Genomic DNA, 16,359 nt, shown 5'->3' on the forward strand with positions numbered 1-16,359 from the left:
ACGCGTCGGTCACGTCGGTTTCGCTTCCTCGGTATGAATCGGCGCGATCTGGGAGCATGAACGCATGACAGGCGCTCTCATCTGGCTGATCGCCGGGATCCTCTTGATCATCGCCGAGCTGCTCTCGGGTGACCTGTTCCTGCTCATGGTCGGTGCGGGAGCCCTGTTCGGGGCGGGCTCCGCCGCACTGACCGGGAACCCGTTCATCGACGTCGCGGTGTTCGCCGTCGCCTCGGTCGGGATGCTCGCCCTCGTCCGGCCCGCCCTCAAACGCCGGTTCCTCGCGGGACCGGACATCAAGACCAACACCGACGCGCTGATCGGCGCGCGAGCGGTAGTAGTGTCCACAGTGGACGTCGAAGCCGGGCAGGTGAAGCTGGCGGGTGACGTCTGGTCGGCCCGGGCCATGACCGAAGGGGAACCGATCGCCCCAGGGACATCGGTGACGGTCGTCGAGATCTCGGGCGCCACGGCGGTCGTCTCCGCCGAGCTGTGAGCCGGACGGCCGAACAGCAAAGGGTTTCTACGTAAGGGGAAGGTAGTTGTCAGAAACAGTGGTGTTCATCGTCGTCGGATTGCTCGCGTTGTTCGTGGTCGTCGTCGTGGTCAAGGCGATCATGGTGGTGCCGCAGGCGCAGTCCGCTGTGATCGAACGGCTGGGCCGGTTCCGGACGGTGGCTTCTCCCGGCCTGACGTTTCTGGTGCCCTTCCTGGACAAGGTGCGGGCGCGGATCGACCTCCGCGAGCAGGTCGTCTCGTTCCCGCCCCAGCCCGTGATCACCGAGGACAACCTGACCGTGTCGATCGACACGGTCGTGTACTTCCAGGTGACCGACTCGCGCGCCGCGGTCTACGAGATCTCGAACTACATCGTCGGTGTCGAGCAGTTGACCACCACGACACTGCGTAACGTCGTCGGCGGCATGAGCCTCGAGCAGACGCTGACCTCGCGTGACTCGATCAACAGCCAGCTTCGCGGGGTGCTCGACGAGGCCACCGGCCGCTGGGGTATCCGCGTCGCCCGTGTCGAGCTGAAGGCGATCGACCCGCCGCCCTCCATCCAGGACTCTATGGAGAAGCAGATGCGTGCCGACCGTGAGAAGCGCGCGATGATCCTGACCGCCGAAGGTCAGCGTGAATCGGCGATCAAGACCGCGGAAGGTCAGAAGCAGAGCCAGATCCTCGCGGCCGAAGGTGCCAAGCAGGCCGCGATCCTTGGCGCGGAGGCCGAGCGGCAGTCGCGGATCCTGCGGGCGCAGGGTGAACGTGCCGCCCGGTACCTTCAGGCGCAGGGTCAGGCGAAGGCCATCGAGAAGGTCTTCGCGGCGATCAAGGCCGGGCGTCCCACGCCCGAGGTCCTGGCGTACCAGTACCTGCAGACCCTGCCGCAGCTGGCGCAGGGCGATGCGAACAAGGTCTGGATGATCCCGAGCGACTACGGCAAGGCCCTGGAAGGCTTCGCCCGCGCGCTCGGCGCCCCCGGTGACGACGGCGTGTTCCGCTACGAACCGCCGAAGGAAGAACCGGTCGAGAAGCCGGACCTGGAGGACGAAGAGGTCCAGGGCTGGTTCGACACCTCCAGCGACCCGAAGGTCGCCGAGGCCGTCGCGGCGGCGGAAGCCGTGGCACGCAAGGAAGTTCCGGCGCTGGGTGTCGCGACACCGCGACAGGAGCCGCCTGCTCCGCGTCAGGTCGCTCCCGAGCCGGAGGCCGCACTGGAGCCTCAGGTTCCGCCGCCCTCCCGGTTGCCGCAGCCGCCTGCCGGTCCGCAGGGCGGCCCGTACCAGGGCCCGCCGTCGCAGGGGCCGGGCAGCGGCCCGTTCCCGCAGCAGGGCCCGTTCGGTGGGCCGCAGGGCGGTCCGCCACAGCACTGAGTCAGGTGAAGGAAGAGGGCCGCCCCGATCGGGGCGGCCCTCTTTGTTTGCCTTAGGGGCTTCGGCAGTCCGTGAAGGGGGCCTTCACGGACTGCCGGCACGGTGTGAAGGTCGAGTTTCCCCGCCTGCGCCGAGGGGCCGGCGAGGTCATGTAGCCGCTGGTCAAGTGAGTGGCGGTCGTGAGGGTTAGGGTCAAGGGTGTCCTCGGTATCTACGTGGGGTTCCGGCTGCGGTTGATCCGGGACTCGGTGATCGCCACGTGCACCAGCGGTCACAGCGGCTGCGCGTGAAGGCCCCCTTCCCTCGGCTCAGCCGAGGAAACTCGACCTTCACACCGTGCCGAGGTACATGAAGGACCCCTTCACTGCGCCAGGCGCAAGGAAGGGGTCCTTCATGTACTCAAGAGGGCAAGAACACTCGTTCCCCGGACGCCGAAGGCCGGGTGTCACTGGACCTCGACCCCGGACGAGGTTGCAGGGTGACGCCATGGACTCATCGGTTTTCGCGATACAGGGGTTCCTCGACGAGCCGCGCCTGCCTGCCAGTGTCGCCACCACCACCTCCCGGGGGAAGCCGGCGCTGGCGATGATGTGGTTCGTGGCCGAGGAGGGCAGGCTGTGGTTCCACACCCCGGTGCCCGACGGCCCGCCGTCACCGTTCCTGGCCGCGGCTCGCGACAATCGCGAAGTCGCTGTCATGGTCGCGACCTTCGCCCCGCCCGACGATGTCCGTCAGGTGCGGATGACCGGGCCGGCGAGGCTGGAGGCCAAGGACGTGAGCCGGATCCGCCGCATCTACGAGCGCTACGTTCCCGGCTGGTCGCCGTCCTGGGCGGAGCATGCCGCGTCGCCTGACGCGCGGTTGTGGTCGATGTCCCCTGACCGGGGTATGGCCGTGGCCTACCCCGATCTGGAGAACCGCCCGGTGTTCCGCTGGTCGAACGCGGCCGACGGACCGTTCAGCTCCTGATGAAATCGAGCGTCCGGTACTCGTCGACCACGGCGGCGAGTTCGGCGATGCGGGCCTGCCCGGCGTCGACCAGTCGTCGGCCGGCGCGTGACCATTGCCCGAGGTCGGAGGACATCGGCGGGATCTCGGCCAGGATCTCCGCGCTTTCGGCGAGGCTGAGCCCGACCCGCTGGGCGGCGACCGCGAGCCGGATCCGGCAGATGGCGTCGATCGTGAACCGACGCGCGTTGCCGGCGGTGCGTTCGGCGGTGATCACGCGGTAGCGCTCGTAGTAGCGGACGGCGTTGGCCGAGACCCCGGCCTTGCTCGCGACCTCACTGACGGTCAGCCGGGCTTCCGCCAGTGAGTGTGTCGGCGTCGTCATGCTGCGCTCCGTACCGTGATGGGTTCCGCTGCCGGAGCGGGCTTGGTCCGCAGCCTGACCACCAGGGCGAGCACCATGACCGCGAGGACACCGACGAGTGTCAGACGATACGCGTCGACGACCTCCCCGGTGAGCGTCGAGCCCGCCGACGGATCGCTCAGCGCGGCGAGACCCTGCCCAGCGGTGGCGGCCGCGATCAGCCCGGTGAACACCGCGCTCACCACCGCCGTGCCGACCGCGCTCGCGATGGTGCTGGACAGGGGAAGGATCGCGGAACCGGACGCGAGGTCCGGGCCGCGCAGGTTCCGGCCCGCGCTCACGATGGTGGGCATCATGATCGCGCCGGTGCCCGCCCCTTGGAGCACTCCCAAGATCGCCAGCACCGGGTAAGGCGTGTCCGGTGTCAGGACGAGGATGGTCAGGGCGGTCGAGATGATCGCGAGACTCAGCCCGGTTCCGACGACGATCCGCGGGCCGAAGCGTTCCAGTACGCGGGCGGCGAACTGGATGGTGAGGCCCATCCCGATCGTGCTCGGCACCATCATCAGCGCGCTGACCATGGCCGAATCGCCGCGCATCACCTGAATGTAGGCGGGCATCAACAGCATCGAGCCGAAGTACGGCCCGGCGTACAGGACGAGGACCGCGGCGTTGCGCCCGAACGTCCGGTCGCGCAGGAGCCGGACGTTCAGCAGCGGCGCGTGATGCCCCCACGACCTTCGGAGGAACACGGCCATGAGCACCAGTCCGGCGGCGACGATCGCCACCCGGACGTCCATGCCGACCGTCTCTTCGCTGAATCCGTACGCCACCGCGACCACACCGGGGACGAGCAGCAGGCCGCCGGCGAAATCGATCGGAGCACGTTCCGCCGACGGGGCGTCGGCGGGGACCCAGCGCAGTACGCCGACGACGCCGAGCAGAGCGGGCGGAACGGTGATGAAGAACAGCGCCCGCCACGACAAGCTGTCCAGCAGGAGCCCGCCGAGCATCGGGCCGAGGATCGGCCCGATCAGCAAGGGCAGACCGGTGATCGTGGTCATCCGGCTCCGGCGTTCCGGGGCCACCGCGCCGAAACCGATGGTCATCCCCAGCGGATTGATGAGGCCGCCGGCGAGGCCCTGCACCGCCCGTGCGGCGATCAGCCAGCGCAGATCGCCGGCGGCTCCGGCGGCCGCGGACGCCGCCGCGAACACGAGCAGTGCGACCAGGTACACCCGGCGCGCTCCCCAGCGTTGCGCGAAGGTCGCCGCCAGCGGCATCGCCGCGACCATGCCGAGTGCGTACGCGGTCGCGATCCACTGGATCGTGGTGAGGGACGAGGAGAAGGTCGTCATGAACCGCGGCAGCGCGACGGCGACGATCGTGGTGTCGAGAACGGCCATCAACCCACCGAGCGCGATCACCGCGGCGATGCGCAGTTCTTGTCCGGTCAGGCGGTTCATGCCGCACTCGCCTGAGCCGCGACGCGTCCGGCGCGCAGGGTGCGGGCCCACCAGCCCAGTTCGGTCATCGTCGCGACCAGCGCGCCGCGCTCGCCGTCGGTGCCCTCGTACCCGTTCGGGCCCAGGCGGGTCCACGGCGCGTTCAACAGCACCGCGTCACGGATCGTGGTGGCCCGCAGTTCGGGGAAGATCAACCGCAGTTGCTCGATCGCGCGGATACCGCCCGAACCGGCGCCGTAGCCGACGAACGCGACGGGTTTGTACGCCCACTCGGTGAAGTGCCAGTCGATCGCGTTCTTCAGCGCCGCCGGGAAACTGTGGTTGTACTCCGGGGTGACGACGAGGTAGGCGTCGGCCGCGCGCAGCCTGTCGCTGATCACCGTCTCGGTGCCGCCGGGTTGTGTTCCCTGCAAGGGCAGATCGATGTCGGCGAGGTCGATGGGGTCGACCTCCAGTCCGTCGATCGCGGCGAGTTCGGTCAGCAGCCAGCCCGTGATGGCGTCGGCGAATCGTTCGTGCCGGACGCTGCCGATGATCACGGCGAGGCGAAGGGGGGACTGGGTGGTGTTTTCCGTGGTCATGCCGAAGACGCTAAAAGCTCGTCCATAGGCGAACTCAAGCTCTTGCGGCTCTGGTCACGAACCCTGGACCTCTAGTTAAGTAGAGGTTGTAAGGGTGGTCGTCGTGGTAAGCCTTCGGTCATGGACGACTTCGGCGCTGACCCGGATGACCTGGCGAAATGGGGACTGCATTGCTTCTGCCTCGGTGCGCGAAGCACGCCTCATCATGTTGTGAGGATGGACGACAACGGCCGTCTGCTTTTTCACGCACGCTTGGGGGTCAGTCGCACGGAACTGCGGGAACTGGGTTTCGATCCGCTGGACAGTCAGATCGCGCTGTTGCGGGCGTATCGCCTCATTTCCGTCGAAGGCGATCGCCTGGTGACCACGTTTCCCGTACTCGGCTCCGAGCAGACGGCCGGATTGCGCACCCGGACGGCACGGCTCGCCGACGCGATCGTGCCGGGAATCGCGAACGATGTCTCCGCGCTCACCGATGTCCTGGTAGGTCAGGGGCTGGCGCATTGCGCCTACGGGGTGCTCTTCGGCTACGTGATCGATGGCCTCGTCTGGGATCGCCTCCGGGTGGAGGGCCTGCTTCCTTCCATGGAATTGAGTATCGAGCGCCCCTACTGGAATGGTGCCTTCTGGGCGGTTCATCCTTCACGTGAGGGTGCGATGGGTACCAACGAAGTCGAGGAAGCCGGAGTCAGGCTGACGATGGTCTGGACGGAGCCGACCGTGCGGGCCTTGAATCGGCTGGCCGAGGCCGAGTCTTTGCGGCAGTCGCTGCGCTCGGTTTCCCGCGGCGACCTTCCGCGCGAATCCGTCGTGACCGAGGACGGGCAAGCGTGGACGCTCGTCGACGGCAGCGGGAGGCCGACGATTCCGGTCATCGGGAGGCGGGACGCGGATCCCGTTCACGAGATCGGCCTGCGGATCGCGGAGAAGATCGTTTCCGTGCTGCCGGGGGATCTTCGGGAAGTCGGTCTGGTCGTGGCGACCCACGAGTTGATCTGGGATCTGATGGCCGTTCTGGAAGCGGCCGGTTTCACCCGGCGACCGCGGGTGTTCGACGACTCGAAGGCGGCGCCTGACTCTCGTGGCGCGCAGATGTTCCTTTCCGTCGAAGGGACCGGGATTGACATGTAGGAAATCTCCTACGTATGGTGGCGGCATGAACATCGAACGCGTGCAGTTCCTCACCGTTCCGGTCGCCGATCAGGCCAGGGCGCGCGACTTCTACGTCGGCAAGCTCGGTTTCGACCTGATCGTCGACGTCAGCGGCCCGCACGGCCCGTTCGTCATGGTCGGCCCCAAGGGGGCGGAGACCGGCATCGTCCTTGTCGACCGCGCCGTCGGCGGGCTCGACCACGAGACGCGCGTGCATTTCCAGCTGAGCACCGCCGACGTCGATGCCGACATCGCCGAGCTTCGCGCCCAGGGCATCGAGGTCGACGACGCGGAGGAGATGCCGTGGGGCCGCGTGACCTCGTTGAAGGATCCCGACGGCAACGCGATGGGATTGCTCGAACCGTCCGGCTACGGCAGCTGGCCGCGCTAGTGCCGGTCAACGACGACGTCTTCGCCGCGCTCGCCAACCCGGCCCGCCGTGAGGTGCTGGGCATCCTCCTCGACGGCCCGCGCGCGGCGGGGGAGATCGCCGAACGCTTCGACATGCGGCGGCCCAGCCTCTCGGAACACCTTCGGGTGCTGCGTGAGGCCGGCCTCGTCCGGGAAGAGCGGCAGGGGCGCAACCGCGTCTACTCTCTCGAGGCCGCTCCGCTGCAAGAGGTCTCCGACTGGCTTTCGCCCTACGAGCGCTACTGGCGCGGCAACCTGCGCGACCTGCTGGACGAGGAGGAGTTCTGAACGACGAGGACCCGACGGCCATTCATGTCGATCAGTTCCTGGCGCATCCGCCCCGCAAGGTGTGGCGCGCGCTGACCGAACCACAGCTGCTCGAACGCTGGCTCCGGATGCCGAACGACATCAAACCCGTTGTGGGACACCGGTTCGAACTGCTCGCGGACCCCGTTCCCGCTGTCGGATTCGAGGGCGGCCCGGTCGCCTGCGAGGTACTGGCCGTCGAGCCGGAACGGTTGCTGAGCATCAGCTGGGGTCCGGAGTGGACGGTCACGTGGCGGCTCGAGCCGGAGGGCCGGGGGACCAGGCTGTTCCTCAGTCACGAGGGCTTCGATCTCGACGACGAGTTCCAGCGGATGTCACGCCGGATCATGGGCGGCGGCTGGCGCACCGGGGTTCCGAAGGCACTGGCGCGTGTGCTGGACGAGATGGCCGACTAGAGGGCGTTGAACGTCCCGATTCCTCCATCGTCGATCCCGAGACCCGAGTCGCCGGACAGGCTCTCGACATCGGGTCTAGGATCCCCGCTGTGACGGACGAGAAACCGCTCCGAGCCGATGCCCGCCGTAACCGCACACGGGTGTTGGAGGCCGCGGAGCGCGTCTTCACGGCCAAAGGCACCAGTGCGCCGACAGAGGAAGTCGCCCGCGAAGCAGGCGTCGGAGTTGGCACCGTGTTCCGGCACTTTCCGACGAAAGAGGCGCTTCTGGAGGCGGTGCTCTTCGCACGCCTTCACCGCTTCGTCGACGAAGCGGAGACTACGGTCGCCGCCGACTCACCCGACCCGGGCGCCACATTCTTCGGGTTCCTGACCGGCTGGATCGAGATGTCGGGTGCCAAGAACGCCTACTTCGAAGCCCTGTCGGCGGCCGGAGTCAGCGTTCCGTCGGCAGGGGCGGTCATCGGCGTCCGCCTGAAGGACGCGCTCGGCGTACTGCTCAGCCGGGCGCAGGACACCGGCGACGTCCGCAAGGATCTCGGAGTCGACGAACTGATCCCGGTGATCATCGGAACGGCGAAGGCGGCGGAGCATGCCGGACCCGAGTTCCGGGCCCGGACGATCTGCATCCTCTTCGACGGGCTTCGGCCGCGTCAGGCGTAAGGGTCCATCGCCGGCCGCTTCGGCGCGAGCTCGTCGCCCGACGATTCGCCACGCAGCCTGCGCTTGATCCACGGGACAGCGTGCTCCTTGCCCCACTGGAGGTTCTCGGTGCGCCGCGCCTGCGGGCTCAGCAGCGGGCGCGGTCCGAGCTCGGCGGACGCCAGCTTGTGCGGTTCGCCGAGCGCGTCGAGGACGGCGATGGCGATCTCGTTGTGCCCCAACGAGTTCAGGTGCAGGCGGTCCGGTGCCCACAGCCGCCTGTCCCGCAGTTGCCGCATCGCCCACATGTCCACCAGCAGCGCACCGTGGCGCGCGGCGATGCCGCGGACGTGCTCGTTGTAGATCGCGACGCGGCCGCGGATCCTGCGGAACAACGCGTCTTCGACCCCGTCGACACCAGTGAAGAGGATGACCCGCGCACCCGTGGCCACGACCTTGCCGACAGCGATGTCGTAGTCGTCGATGAGGGCGTCGATGTCGACCTTCGGCCGCATCAGGTCGTTGCCGCCGGCGTACAGCGTCACGAGGTCCGGGTGCAGCGCGAGTGCCGGGTCGAGCTGCTCGGCGAGGACCTGTCCGAGGAGTTTGCCGCGGATCGCGAGGTTCGCGTAGCGGAAGTCCTGGTGGTTGGCTGCGAGGGTGGCGGCGACGCGGTCTGCCCAGCCGCGGACGCCGTTGGGCGACGACGGGTCCTCGTCGCCGACACCCTCGGTGAAGGAGTCCCCGAGGGTGACTAAGCGCTTGCTTATCGCGGAAGACACGAGGCGGCCCCCTCGAATGGTGATGGCATACCCGGATGTTACCCAGACGGGCGCACTGGACCGGGCGCACCCTCCTGGATGGCCACTAGTTGACAAGTCATATAGGTGATCTGTCTACTAAGGGCATGGTTCTCTCCCGCCTGATCCTGGGGTTACTCGCCCTCGCGCCCATGACCGGCTACGACCTCAAACGCCATTTCGACTCGACGGTCGGGCACTTCTGGGCGGCGGACAAGGCGCAGATCTATCGCACCCTCGCCCAACTCGTCACCGACGGGCTCGCCGATGTCGAGAAGGTGGCCGGTTCCGGAGCACCGGACCGGCAGGAACACCGCATCACCGCCGCGGGGCGGACGGCTCTCGCCGAGTGGCTGGCGAGTGAGCCCGAGCGTCACGTCGAGCGCGACCCGTTCCTCGCGCGGGTGTTCTTCGGCGCGGACCTCGGCGACGACGCCTTCCGCTCACTCTTGGCAGGACATCGCGAGGCGACCCGATCGAGGCTGGAGCGGTTCGAACGGACGCGGGCCGAGCCGGCGGCGTCCGACCGCGCGGCCCGGCTGCGACTGTCCACGTTGGACAACGGGATCGCGCATCTGCGCGTCGAACTGGCCTGGCTCGACGCTGTCGAGGAGGAGCTCGCGTGAGCGCGTTCCCTGAAGTGCACTTCGCCGGGACGGATGCGACAAAGCGGCCTCTGGTGCTGTTGCACGGCGGCAACGCCGCGAACTGGATGTGGGAGCCGCAGCTGTCCGCGTTCGGCGACCGGACCGTGCTCACGCCGGATCTGCCGGGCTTCGGCGAGCGGGTCGGCGAGGACTGGCCGGGACTGGACGCGGTGGCGGACGACGTCGTCGCGAGGGTGTCCGGTCACGGGGTCGCCGGCCCCTTCGATCTCGTCGGGCTTTCGCTCGGAGCCCTCACGGCGTTGCGTGTGCTGGCGCGGCATCCGGACCGGGTGGGTTCGGCGTTCCTGACCAGCGCGCCGCTCGTGCCCGCCGGTGTCGGGTTGCGCCTGTACTGCAAGATGCAGCTGGCCTTGCTGCGGACCCGCTGGTTCTGGCGCGCGCAAGCCTCGGTCTTCGGGCTCCCAGAAGACTCACGCGCCCGATATGTCGAGCACGGTCTTTCGGTGCGCCGGGAGACCGAGTCCGCGATGGTCGCCGAAGTGTGCGCGGGTGGGGTGCCCGCGGAAGCACGCCGCTATCGGGGCCCATTGCTCGCGATCGCGGGGGAGAAGGATTCCGCGGCGGTGCGGCGATCCCTGTCGGACATCGCGCGAGTCGCGCCACAGACATGTTCCCGGGTGGCGCCGGGGATGCATCACATCTGGAATGTGGAGGACGCGGAACTGTTCAACGGTGTTCTGCGCACGTGGCTCGAGGGAGCCGTCGATCCGCGTCTCGTGGGGTGACCGCCTGGACGAGCGCGGTCCCTTTTGCCTGCCGAAGCCCAGCGGTATGGTCAGGCGAAAGCGACCTCGGCGGGAGCTAATTTGCTGGACATCATCGGTCTGAGTGAAATCGACGTCGAGGTCTACGACGCGTTCGCCGGAACCGGTTCGATGACCGTCGCCGAAATCCGGCGGCGAACCGGGTTGTCCGAGCAGCGGCTGCTCCCGATTCTGCGCTCGCTGACCGAAAAAGGGTTGCTCACCAGACTGCCCGGTCCGGTGAAGGCGTATTCGGCGGTGCGACCGGAGATCGCGCTGGAGGCGATGCTCCGGCAGAAGGAGCGGGAACTCGCGAGTGCGCGATTGGTCGCCGACCGGTTGCGCGAGCGGTACCGGGAGACGGCCGGCGAACGGCCGGTCGACCTCATCGAGGTGGTCCACGGGGACGCGCTCATCGCCGACCGGGCCGATCAGCTGCTGCGCTCGGCCGAGCAGGAGGTCGCTTTCGTCAACAAGCCGCCTTACGCGCAACCGCCGAGTGTGCTGCACCCCGCCGAACGTGACCTTCTCAACCGGGGTGTGCGGTTCCGCGGGGTCTACGAGCGCAGTGCGCTGGAATTGCACGATCTGTCGTCCGACATCGAGGCGGGGCTCGCTCTCGGCGAGGAGGCCCGCGTGGTCACCACCGCCCCGCTGAAGATGATCGTGGTCGACCGGCGACTCGGCCTGGTGCCGCTGCGTGCCGATCTTCCCCAGGTCGGCACGGCACTGGTGATCCACCCGTGCGCTTTGCTCGACGCGCTCAGCGCGGTCTTCGCTTTCCTTTGGCAGACCGGACTTCCGCTGCACATGCCCGGCTCCGTCGAGCAGACGGACGTCGCGCCGTCCGACGACGCCCGCCTGCTCGCGCTGCTCACCACCGGGCTGCCCGACCGAAGCATCGCCAAGCAGCTCGGCATGAGCTACCGGACGTTCCAGCGACGGCTCCGTGACCTCATGACCGCACTCGGCGCGACCACCCGCTTCCAAGCCGGGCTTCAGGTCGCCACGCGGGGATGGGTCACCTTGCCGGCGACCCGGCCCCCGCGTGAAGAGGACGTCATCGAAGACGCGGATTCGCCTTCGCCACGTCCGTGAGCGCATAGGCCCGCTGGACCGTCTGCGTCACGGTGTTGCCGGAGCCGTCCCGTGCGTCCGAGCGCAGCCAGACGGACCCGTCGGTCGCCGCGAGTCGCGGATGGGCCACCGTCACCGACCACAGCCCGTTCCCGTGCGGCCGGACGCCCGCCGCCGTCCAGGTGCGTCCGCCGTCCGTCGACGCCGAGACCCGCAGCTGAGTCACCGGCCCGCCGCCCCGCGCGCCGCTGTGCGACCCGGCGAACACGTCGAAGGTGAACGGGCGCCCTGCCGGCGCGCGGCCGCCGAGATCCAGCGGCAGCCGGTGGTCCAGCTGGATGAGCGGCTGGAAGGAACACGCGTTGCCCGATTCGTAGCAGGAGAACCCGAGTGGTGACGCGGCCTCGGACCGCGCCGAGGCGAACGTCCACGACGTGTCGGTCCGCGGGGCGTTCTGGAACAGCACGCCGCTCGGGACGCCGACCTGAGCCTGGCCGGGCATCACGTCGGTCACGTCCAGCCGGTACGTGGCGGGAGCGGGAGCGAGCCGGAACACCGGGAGAAGGGCGAGTGGGTCGTCCGCATTGGATCGCGGGATCTCTTTCCCGTCCTTGTACAACCGCACCGTGGTCGCCGCGAAGTACCGCGCGTTCTCGTACGGATTCGTGTAGTGCCCACCCGAACCCGCATCGCTTGTGCCGTCCATCCACTGCGCCCCGGGGACGAAGAGGTCGGGGTCCGTGCCGCCGCGGCACATCGAGCACAGCACCGCCCAGCCACGGGCCGTCGCCGGGTAGCGAGCCGGATGGTCGGATGGCAGTTCGACCGACCCGCCGCGCAGCGGCGCGCGGAACCAGCTCTCGTCCGGCCTCGACCGCTCGCTCGCGCGGTAGATGTTCTGCGCGTTCATGGACAGCGCTGCGCGACGGCCCGCGGTGTCGGTGCCGGAAAGGGTGACCACCCGTTTCCAGACCAGCCGATCGTCCGCCGGACCGGTGTACTCGGTCCACGCGCCCGGCACCGGGATCTTCGTGCCCTGCACCACCTGCGTCTTCCACAGCCCGGTCGGGAAGGCGTACCAGTTCTTCTGCGCGCTCAGTGCGGGTCTTTCGGCTTGGTAGGCGGTTTTCGTGGCGACCAAGGATTTCTGGTCGACACGCCGGACGAGCTCCTTCGGGACACCGTTGGCGTCGAGGTAGCTGAGGTTGTACATCGCGTCCGGAGCCGCGCGCACCAGCAACCGCACCGAAACCGCGCCGGCGGTCCGTAGCGCCTCGCCTTCGTCCCAGCCGAGGGACAGGGTCGGCACCACCGAACTGCTGAGGCCAGGAACACTCAGCGAACCCGGCGAACCGGCGTAAGGGATCATGGCGGCCCCACCCGCGGCGGCCACCGCGCGTGCCGCGTTCGCGATGCCGGTGGAGACGTCGCCCACCGGGTTCGGCGACCCGGCTTGGACCGGGATCCGCACGAGGACGGCCTTCCCGTGGACGTCGAGACCGGCGAGATCACTCGCGCCACCCGCGCCGCCGAACACGACCGGCAGTGTTCGTTCACCAGGTGACTTCGCCGTCAGCGTCGGCACGTCGTACGCGGGATTCAGCACGGGCGAGCCGCCGCCGACGACCCGCATTTCGACCGCGGTCTGGGACAGCGTCGCGCTGTCCTGCAACGCAATCGCGCCTGCCGAGGTGGCCGCCGCGGGGGTCACGCGTACGTCCCAACCCGCGCCCACGGTCAGCCCGGCTTCGCCGACGTAGCCGTTCACGCCCGCCCCGCCGGGAATCACGCGCCGCAGCATCACCGTACGGTCCCGCAGGTCGGTGGGAGTGGGCGTGACCAGCCCGGCCGGGACGGCGCTCGCCGCGTTCAGCGAGATCTCGGCCGGGGCCGTGACAGAGACCTGCGTCGCGCTCATCGCCGACCAGCGGCGCACGGTCAGCCCGCGCTCCATCACCCAGCCGAGTGCCGAATAGCGCCCGGCGGGCACGAGCACCCTGCCGACGCCGTCGACCAGGCCGACCTGCTGGCTGACCTGGTCGAGGAAGGGGTCATTGCGGTTACCCGCACCGGCCGCGTCGTCGATCAGCTGGGCCGAGGCGAGCTGAGCCTGGCCGCCCGCCGAATCCCGCACCCGGATCGTCACCGGGAACAGCTCGGCCGCGTTGTAGGTACTCACGGACGTCCGCACGGTGGTGGCCCCGTCCGCGGTCGTGGCCACCACCGTGCCGCCGTAGACGCCTGCCACCCCTTGGCTCGGGTCCACGGCGAGGTCGACGGTGGTGGTGGACTTCGGCGGGATGGACAGGTTCGGTTTCGCCAGGCGCATCCCGGTGCCGGGCTGGGTGCCGCTGTCCCATGGCCGCACGGTCAGTTTCAGGTTCAGTGCCAGCGGCTGGTCCCCGGCGTTGGTGTAGGACAGCTGCCGCACGACCTGAGCCGTGCCGGTGATCTTCCGCTCGTTACGCCCGAAGCTCGCGACGGCGGTTCCGGTCGCCTTCTGCGAGACCGCACGTCTGACGTCGAGGAGACCGGAACCCTGCTCATACCAGCGAAGACCGACGTCCTTGGCGGTGGTGACGAGCGTGTTCTTCAGTTCCCGCCAGGTGAGTCCTGGCTGCTGTTGCAGCAGGATCGCCGCGGCGCCCGCGACGTGCGGCGTCGCCATCGAAGTGCCCGACGACGTGGTGTAGGAGTCGTCCACCGGCTCGCCCATCGCCGTGTCCGCGGCCCGCGCGGCGACGATCCCGACGCCCGGTGCGGTGATCTCCGGCTTGACGGCGGCGTCCCGCAGGCGCGGGCCGCGGCTGCTGAACCACGCGATCGAGTTGTCCCTGCCGACCGCCCCGACCGTGAGCGCGGACGTCGCGGCCCCCGGTGTGGTGACGGTCCGGTCGCCAGGCCCGGAGTTCCCGGCCGCGACCACGAACAGCGTGCCGGACTTCGCCGAAAGCGTGTCGACCTGCTCGCTCAACGGGTCGGCTCCGTCGCTGACACCGGCACCGAGACTGAGGTTCACGATCTTCGCGCCCTGCGCGACGGCCCAGTCGATCCCGGCCATGACCTGTGCGGTGTCACCCTCACCGGAGGCGTCGAAAACCTTGGCCACCACCAGCTTCGCGTCCGGCGCCACGCCCTTGTACCGGCCGTCCGACGCCGCACCGGTGCCGGCGATGATCGACGCGCAATGGGTGCCGTGGCCATGGCGGTCCACTGCGTCGCCTTCTCCGGTGAAATCCGCCGAGGCGATCGTCTTGCCCGCCAGGTCGGGATGGTTCGCGTCGATCCCGGTGTCCACCACCGCGACCGTGGTCCCCTTCCCGGTCCACCCGCTGCTCCACGCCGACGGCGCACCGACCTGACCGGTGCTCTTGTCCAGCGCCACCCGGACCTTCCTGTCGAGGCGCACCTGTGAAATCCCTTGGCTCAGCGCGGGCTTTCCGCCTGCGTCGAACGCGACGAGCGAGCGCCAGAACTCGGCCGTCCCCGCTTTCTCGACCTGCACTCCCACCCCGTTGGCCGTGACGAGCGGGGTGCGTCGCCGGGTCTGCGGGAGCGCTTTCGCCTTCGCGTCCAGCGACTGCGCGGACAGACCCGATCGGTCGCCGTAGCGCACGATGACGGGGATCGTGGCGCTCGCCGCGTCGTCACGCCGGTCGGCGACGAGCGCGGTCACGTTGAACAGGTCCCGGCTCAGCAATCCCTTGCCGACGAACGGAAGCGTGTCCGACGGATACACCATCAGCCCTTCGGCCGTGGTCGTGATCTGGAACGCCGGACTCGGCCGGTCCGGCCGCACCGCCGGTTCGACCTGTGCGCTGCCGTGTCCGGCGCCGTCCCGCTCGTATGTCACCACGTCGCCGGTGAGCAACGTGACGCGGTGGACGTCCGGCCGCCCGGCGACGGGAACGGGTCCGGATATGGCGGCGGTCGCGGTCACCGGTAACGGGGAAAGGGCGACCAGAGCGGAGGCCGCCAGAATCGCCGATGGGTGCCGTGGGCGTCTCGTTACGTGAGGGGAACGGGGAAGCATCGAGCCTCACTCTCCTCGGATATCACGAAGCGGCCGTGGTCACGGCCGCCGCGAAAGGGATTTCCCAGAGGATGAGGCAGGAGTTCTCAGATGAACACAACTCTCGGTGGCGGTATGTCGCCGTTGGCGAGATACCGCCATGGAAGGGCCCGGACCGCCGACGGCGGCCCGGGCCCGGGCGAAACGGGTCGGTACTACAAGCCTTACAGACCCGGGGAGCGCAGCTGCAGCGAGAAGTCCTGCCGGTTGTTGTCGGTGTCGGTGCTCAGGATGTTGCGGGTGTTCGCCGCGTTGAGCGAATCGGTGACGGTGCTCTCCGGAGTCGCCGCCTGGCCTTCACGTGCGGCCATGACCGCGTTGCTGAAGGCGACACCATCGATCTTCGCGCCGGCCAGGTTCTGGACCGAGACGCCACCGAGGGTCGGGATGCCCTCGGTGCCGGTCAGCGTGAACGGAATGACGTACGTCTGGTCGCCGATGGTGCCGGAGAAGTTCTGCCCGACCAGCACGGCGTACTGGCCGGGGTTGCCCTTCGGCTGCAGGATCGTGCCCGCCGGCAGGACGATCGTGTCGACCACGACGTTCGACGGCGAGTAGATGCGGATCACGTGGCCGCTCACGTCCTGCGGCTGGTTCGAGACGTTGCGCAACTCGACGTACTCGTCGAGCAGGCCGTTCACGCCGCGGGTCGAAACCTCGTTGACCACCACCGTGGACGAGACCAGCGGCGCGGCCTCGGTCCCCTCACTCTCGCCCGCCGCGTTCGCGACACCGCCCGCCATACCCATCGCCAGCATCGCGAAAACCGCCGAAGCACCCAGAATTCGTCGCATGAGAAATTCCTTTCAGCCAGATTGTCGGGGATCTGTTCGCCGGACC

General features: G+C 68.8%; 17 protein-coding genes. 11 read left to right on the forward strand and 6 right to left on the reverse strand.

What is annotated here, in order from left to right:
- The first annotated feature begins 64 nt into the window (after positions 1–64).
- The 3 genes from DL991_RS30255 to DL991_RS30265 all read left to right on the forward strand — a co-directional run bounded on the left by DL991_RS30255 (position 65) and on the right by DL991_RS30265 (position 2,843).
- Positions 65–496 (forward strand): NfeD family protein, encoded by a 432-nt coding sequence (locus tag DL991_RS30255; protein ID WP_125787764.1) that lies wholly within the window; start codon positions 65–67, stop codon positions 494–496.
- A 58-nt stretch (positions 497–554) separates the two neighbouring features.
- Positions 555–1,874, forward strand: a complete 1,320-nt coding sequence (locus DL991_RS30260; RefSeq protein ID WP_199754142.1) for an SPFH domain-containing protein — start codon at positions 555–557, stop codon at positions 1,872–1,874.
- A 486-nt stretch (positions 1,875–2,360) separates the two neighbouring features.
- A complete protein-coding gene (locus DL991_RS30265) occupies positions 2,361–2,843 on the forward strand; it encodes a pyridoxamine 5'-phosphate oxidase family protein (RefSeq protein WP_125787766.1) in 483 nt (160 codons plus the stop codon).
- Here the strand turns inward: DL991_RS30265 and DL991_RS30270 are convergent.
- The 3 genes from DL991_RS30270 to DL991_RS30280 are packed head-to-tail and all read right to left on the reverse strand — an operon-like array spanning position 2,833 to position 5,233.
- The gene (locus DL991_RS30270; RefSeq protein ID WP_125787767.1) at positions 2,833–3,207 is read right to left on the reverse strand and encodes a MerR family transcriptional regulator; all 375 of its coding nucleotides are present in this window, start codon (positions 3,205–3,207) and stop codon (positions 2,833–2,835) included. The two genes, DL991_RS30265 and DL991_RS30270, sit on opposite strands and share 11 nt — an antisense overlap.
- Positions 3,204–4,652, reverse strand: a complete 1,449-nt coding sequence (locus DL991_RS30275) for a DHA2 family efflux MFS transporter permease subunit (protein ID WP_125787768.1) — start codon at positions 4,650–4,652, stop codon at positions 3,204–3,206. The genes DL991_RS30270 and DL991_RS30275 overlap by 4 nt, the downstream gene beginning before the upstream one ends.
- Complete coding sequence (locus DL991_RS30280) at positions 4,649–5,233, reverse strand: NADPH-dependent FMN reductase (protein WP_125787769.1); 585 nt, start codon at positions 5,231–5,233, stop codon at positions 4,649–4,651. The genes DL991_RS30275 and DL991_RS30280 overlap by 4 nt, the downstream gene beginning before the upstream one ends.
- A gap of 120 nt (positions 5,234–5,353) precedes the next feature.
- Between DL991_RS30280 and DL991_RS30285 the strand changes: the two genes are divergently transcribed.
- The 5 genes from DL991_RS30285 (at position 5,354) to DL991_RS30305 (ending at position 8,180) form a co-directional block, all read left to right on the forward strand.
- Positions 5,354–6,364 carry a hypothetical protein gene (locus DL991_RS30285; RefSeq protein WP_125787770.1) on the forward strand — a complete coding sequence of 337 codons (1,011 nt, stop codon included), beginning with the start codon at positions 5,354–5,356 and terminating at the stop codon, positions 6,362–6,364.
- A gap of 25 nt (positions 6,365–6,389) precedes the next feature.
- Entirely contained in the window at positions 6,390–6,776 is a 387-nt protein-coding gene (locus DL991_RS30290; protein ID WP_125787771.1) for a VOC family protein, read from the forward strand.
- Positions 6,776–7,084, forward strand: coding sequence for a metalloregulator ArsR/SmtB family transcription factor (locus tag DL991_RS30295; RefSeq protein ID WP_125787772.1), 309 nt, complete (start codon positions 6,776–6,778; stop codon positions 7,082–7,084). Before DL991_RS30290 ends, DL991_RS30295 begins: the two co-directional genes overlap by 1 nt.
- A 38-nt stretch (positions 7,085–7,122) precedes the next feature.
- Complete coding sequence (locus DL991_RS30300; RefSeq protein ID WP_255433394.1) at positions 7,123–7,518, forward strand: SRPBCC domain-containing protein; 396 nt, start codon at positions 7,123–7,125, stop codon at positions 7,516–7,518.
- An 89-nt stretch (positions 7,519–7,607) separates the two neighbouring features.
- The gene (locus DL991_RS30305; RefSeq protein WP_125787774.1) at positions 7,608–8,180 is read left to right on the forward strand and encodes a TetR/AcrR family transcriptional regulator; all 573 of its coding nucleotides are present in this window, start codon (positions 7,608–7,610) and stop codon (positions 8,178–8,180) included.
- On the opposite strand, the gene DL991_RS30310 is transcribed toward DL991_RS30305, so the two are convergent.
- Positions 8,171–8,929, reverse strand: coding sequence for an SGNH/GDSL hydrolase family protein (locus DL991_RS30310; protein ID WP_125787882.1), 759 nt, complete (start codon positions 8,927–8,929; stop codon positions 8,171–8,173). The genes DL991_RS30305 and DL991_RS30310 overlap by 10 nt on opposite strands.
- 137 nt (positions 8,930–9,066) lie before the next feature.
- On the opposite strand from DL991_RS30310, the gene DL991_RS30315 reads away from it, so the two are divergent.
- The 3 genes from DL991_RS30315 to DL991_RS30325 all read left to right on the forward strand — a co-directional run bounded on the left by DL991_RS30315 (position 9,067) and on the right by DL991_RS30325 (position 11,468).
- On the forward strand, positions 9,067–9,585 hold the full coding sequence (locus DL991_RS30315; protein ID WP_125787775.1) for a PadR family transcriptional regulator: 519 nt from the start codon (positions 9,067–9,069) through the stop codon (positions 9,583–9,585).
- The gene (locus DL991_RS30320) at positions 9,582–10,352 is read left to right on the forward strand and encodes an alpha/beta fold hydrolase (protein WP_125787776.1); all 771 of its coding nucleotides are present in this window, start codon (positions 9,582–9,584) and stop codon (positions 10,350–10,352) included. Before DL991_RS30315 ends, DL991_RS30320 begins: the two co-directional genes overlap by 4 nt.
- Positions 10,353–10,433: 81 nt before the next feature.
- Positions 10,434–11,468: a helix-turn-helix domain-containing protein gene (locus tag DL991_RS30325; protein WP_125787777.1), complete on the forward strand. Its 1,035-nt coding sequence runs from the start codon at positions 10,434–10,436 to the stop codon at positions 11,466–11,468.
- On the opposite strand, the gene DL991_RS30330 is transcribed toward DL991_RS30325, so the two are convergent.
- Positions 11,431–15,387 (reverse strand): S8 family peptidase, encoded by a 3,957-nt coding sequence (locus DL991_RS30330; RefSeq protein WP_233599068.1) that lies wholly within the window; start codon positions 15,385–15,387, stop codon positions 11,431–11,433. The two genes, DL991_RS30325 and DL991_RS30330, sit on opposite strands and share 38 nt — an antisense overlap.
- Positions 15,388–15,683: 296 nt before the next feature.
- A complete protein-coding gene (locus DL991_RS30335) occupies positions 15,684–16,313 on the reverse strand; it encodes a lamin tail domain-containing protein (protein ID WP_125787779.1) in 630 nt (209 codons plus the stop codon).
- Positions 16,314–16,359 lie beyond the last annotated feature (46 nt).

This window comes from Amycolatopsis sp. WAC 01375 (assembly GCF_003947325.1).
Taxonomy (GTDB): domain Bacteria; phylum Actinomycetota; class Actinomycetes; order Mycobacteriales; family Pseudonocardiaceae; genus Amycolatopsis.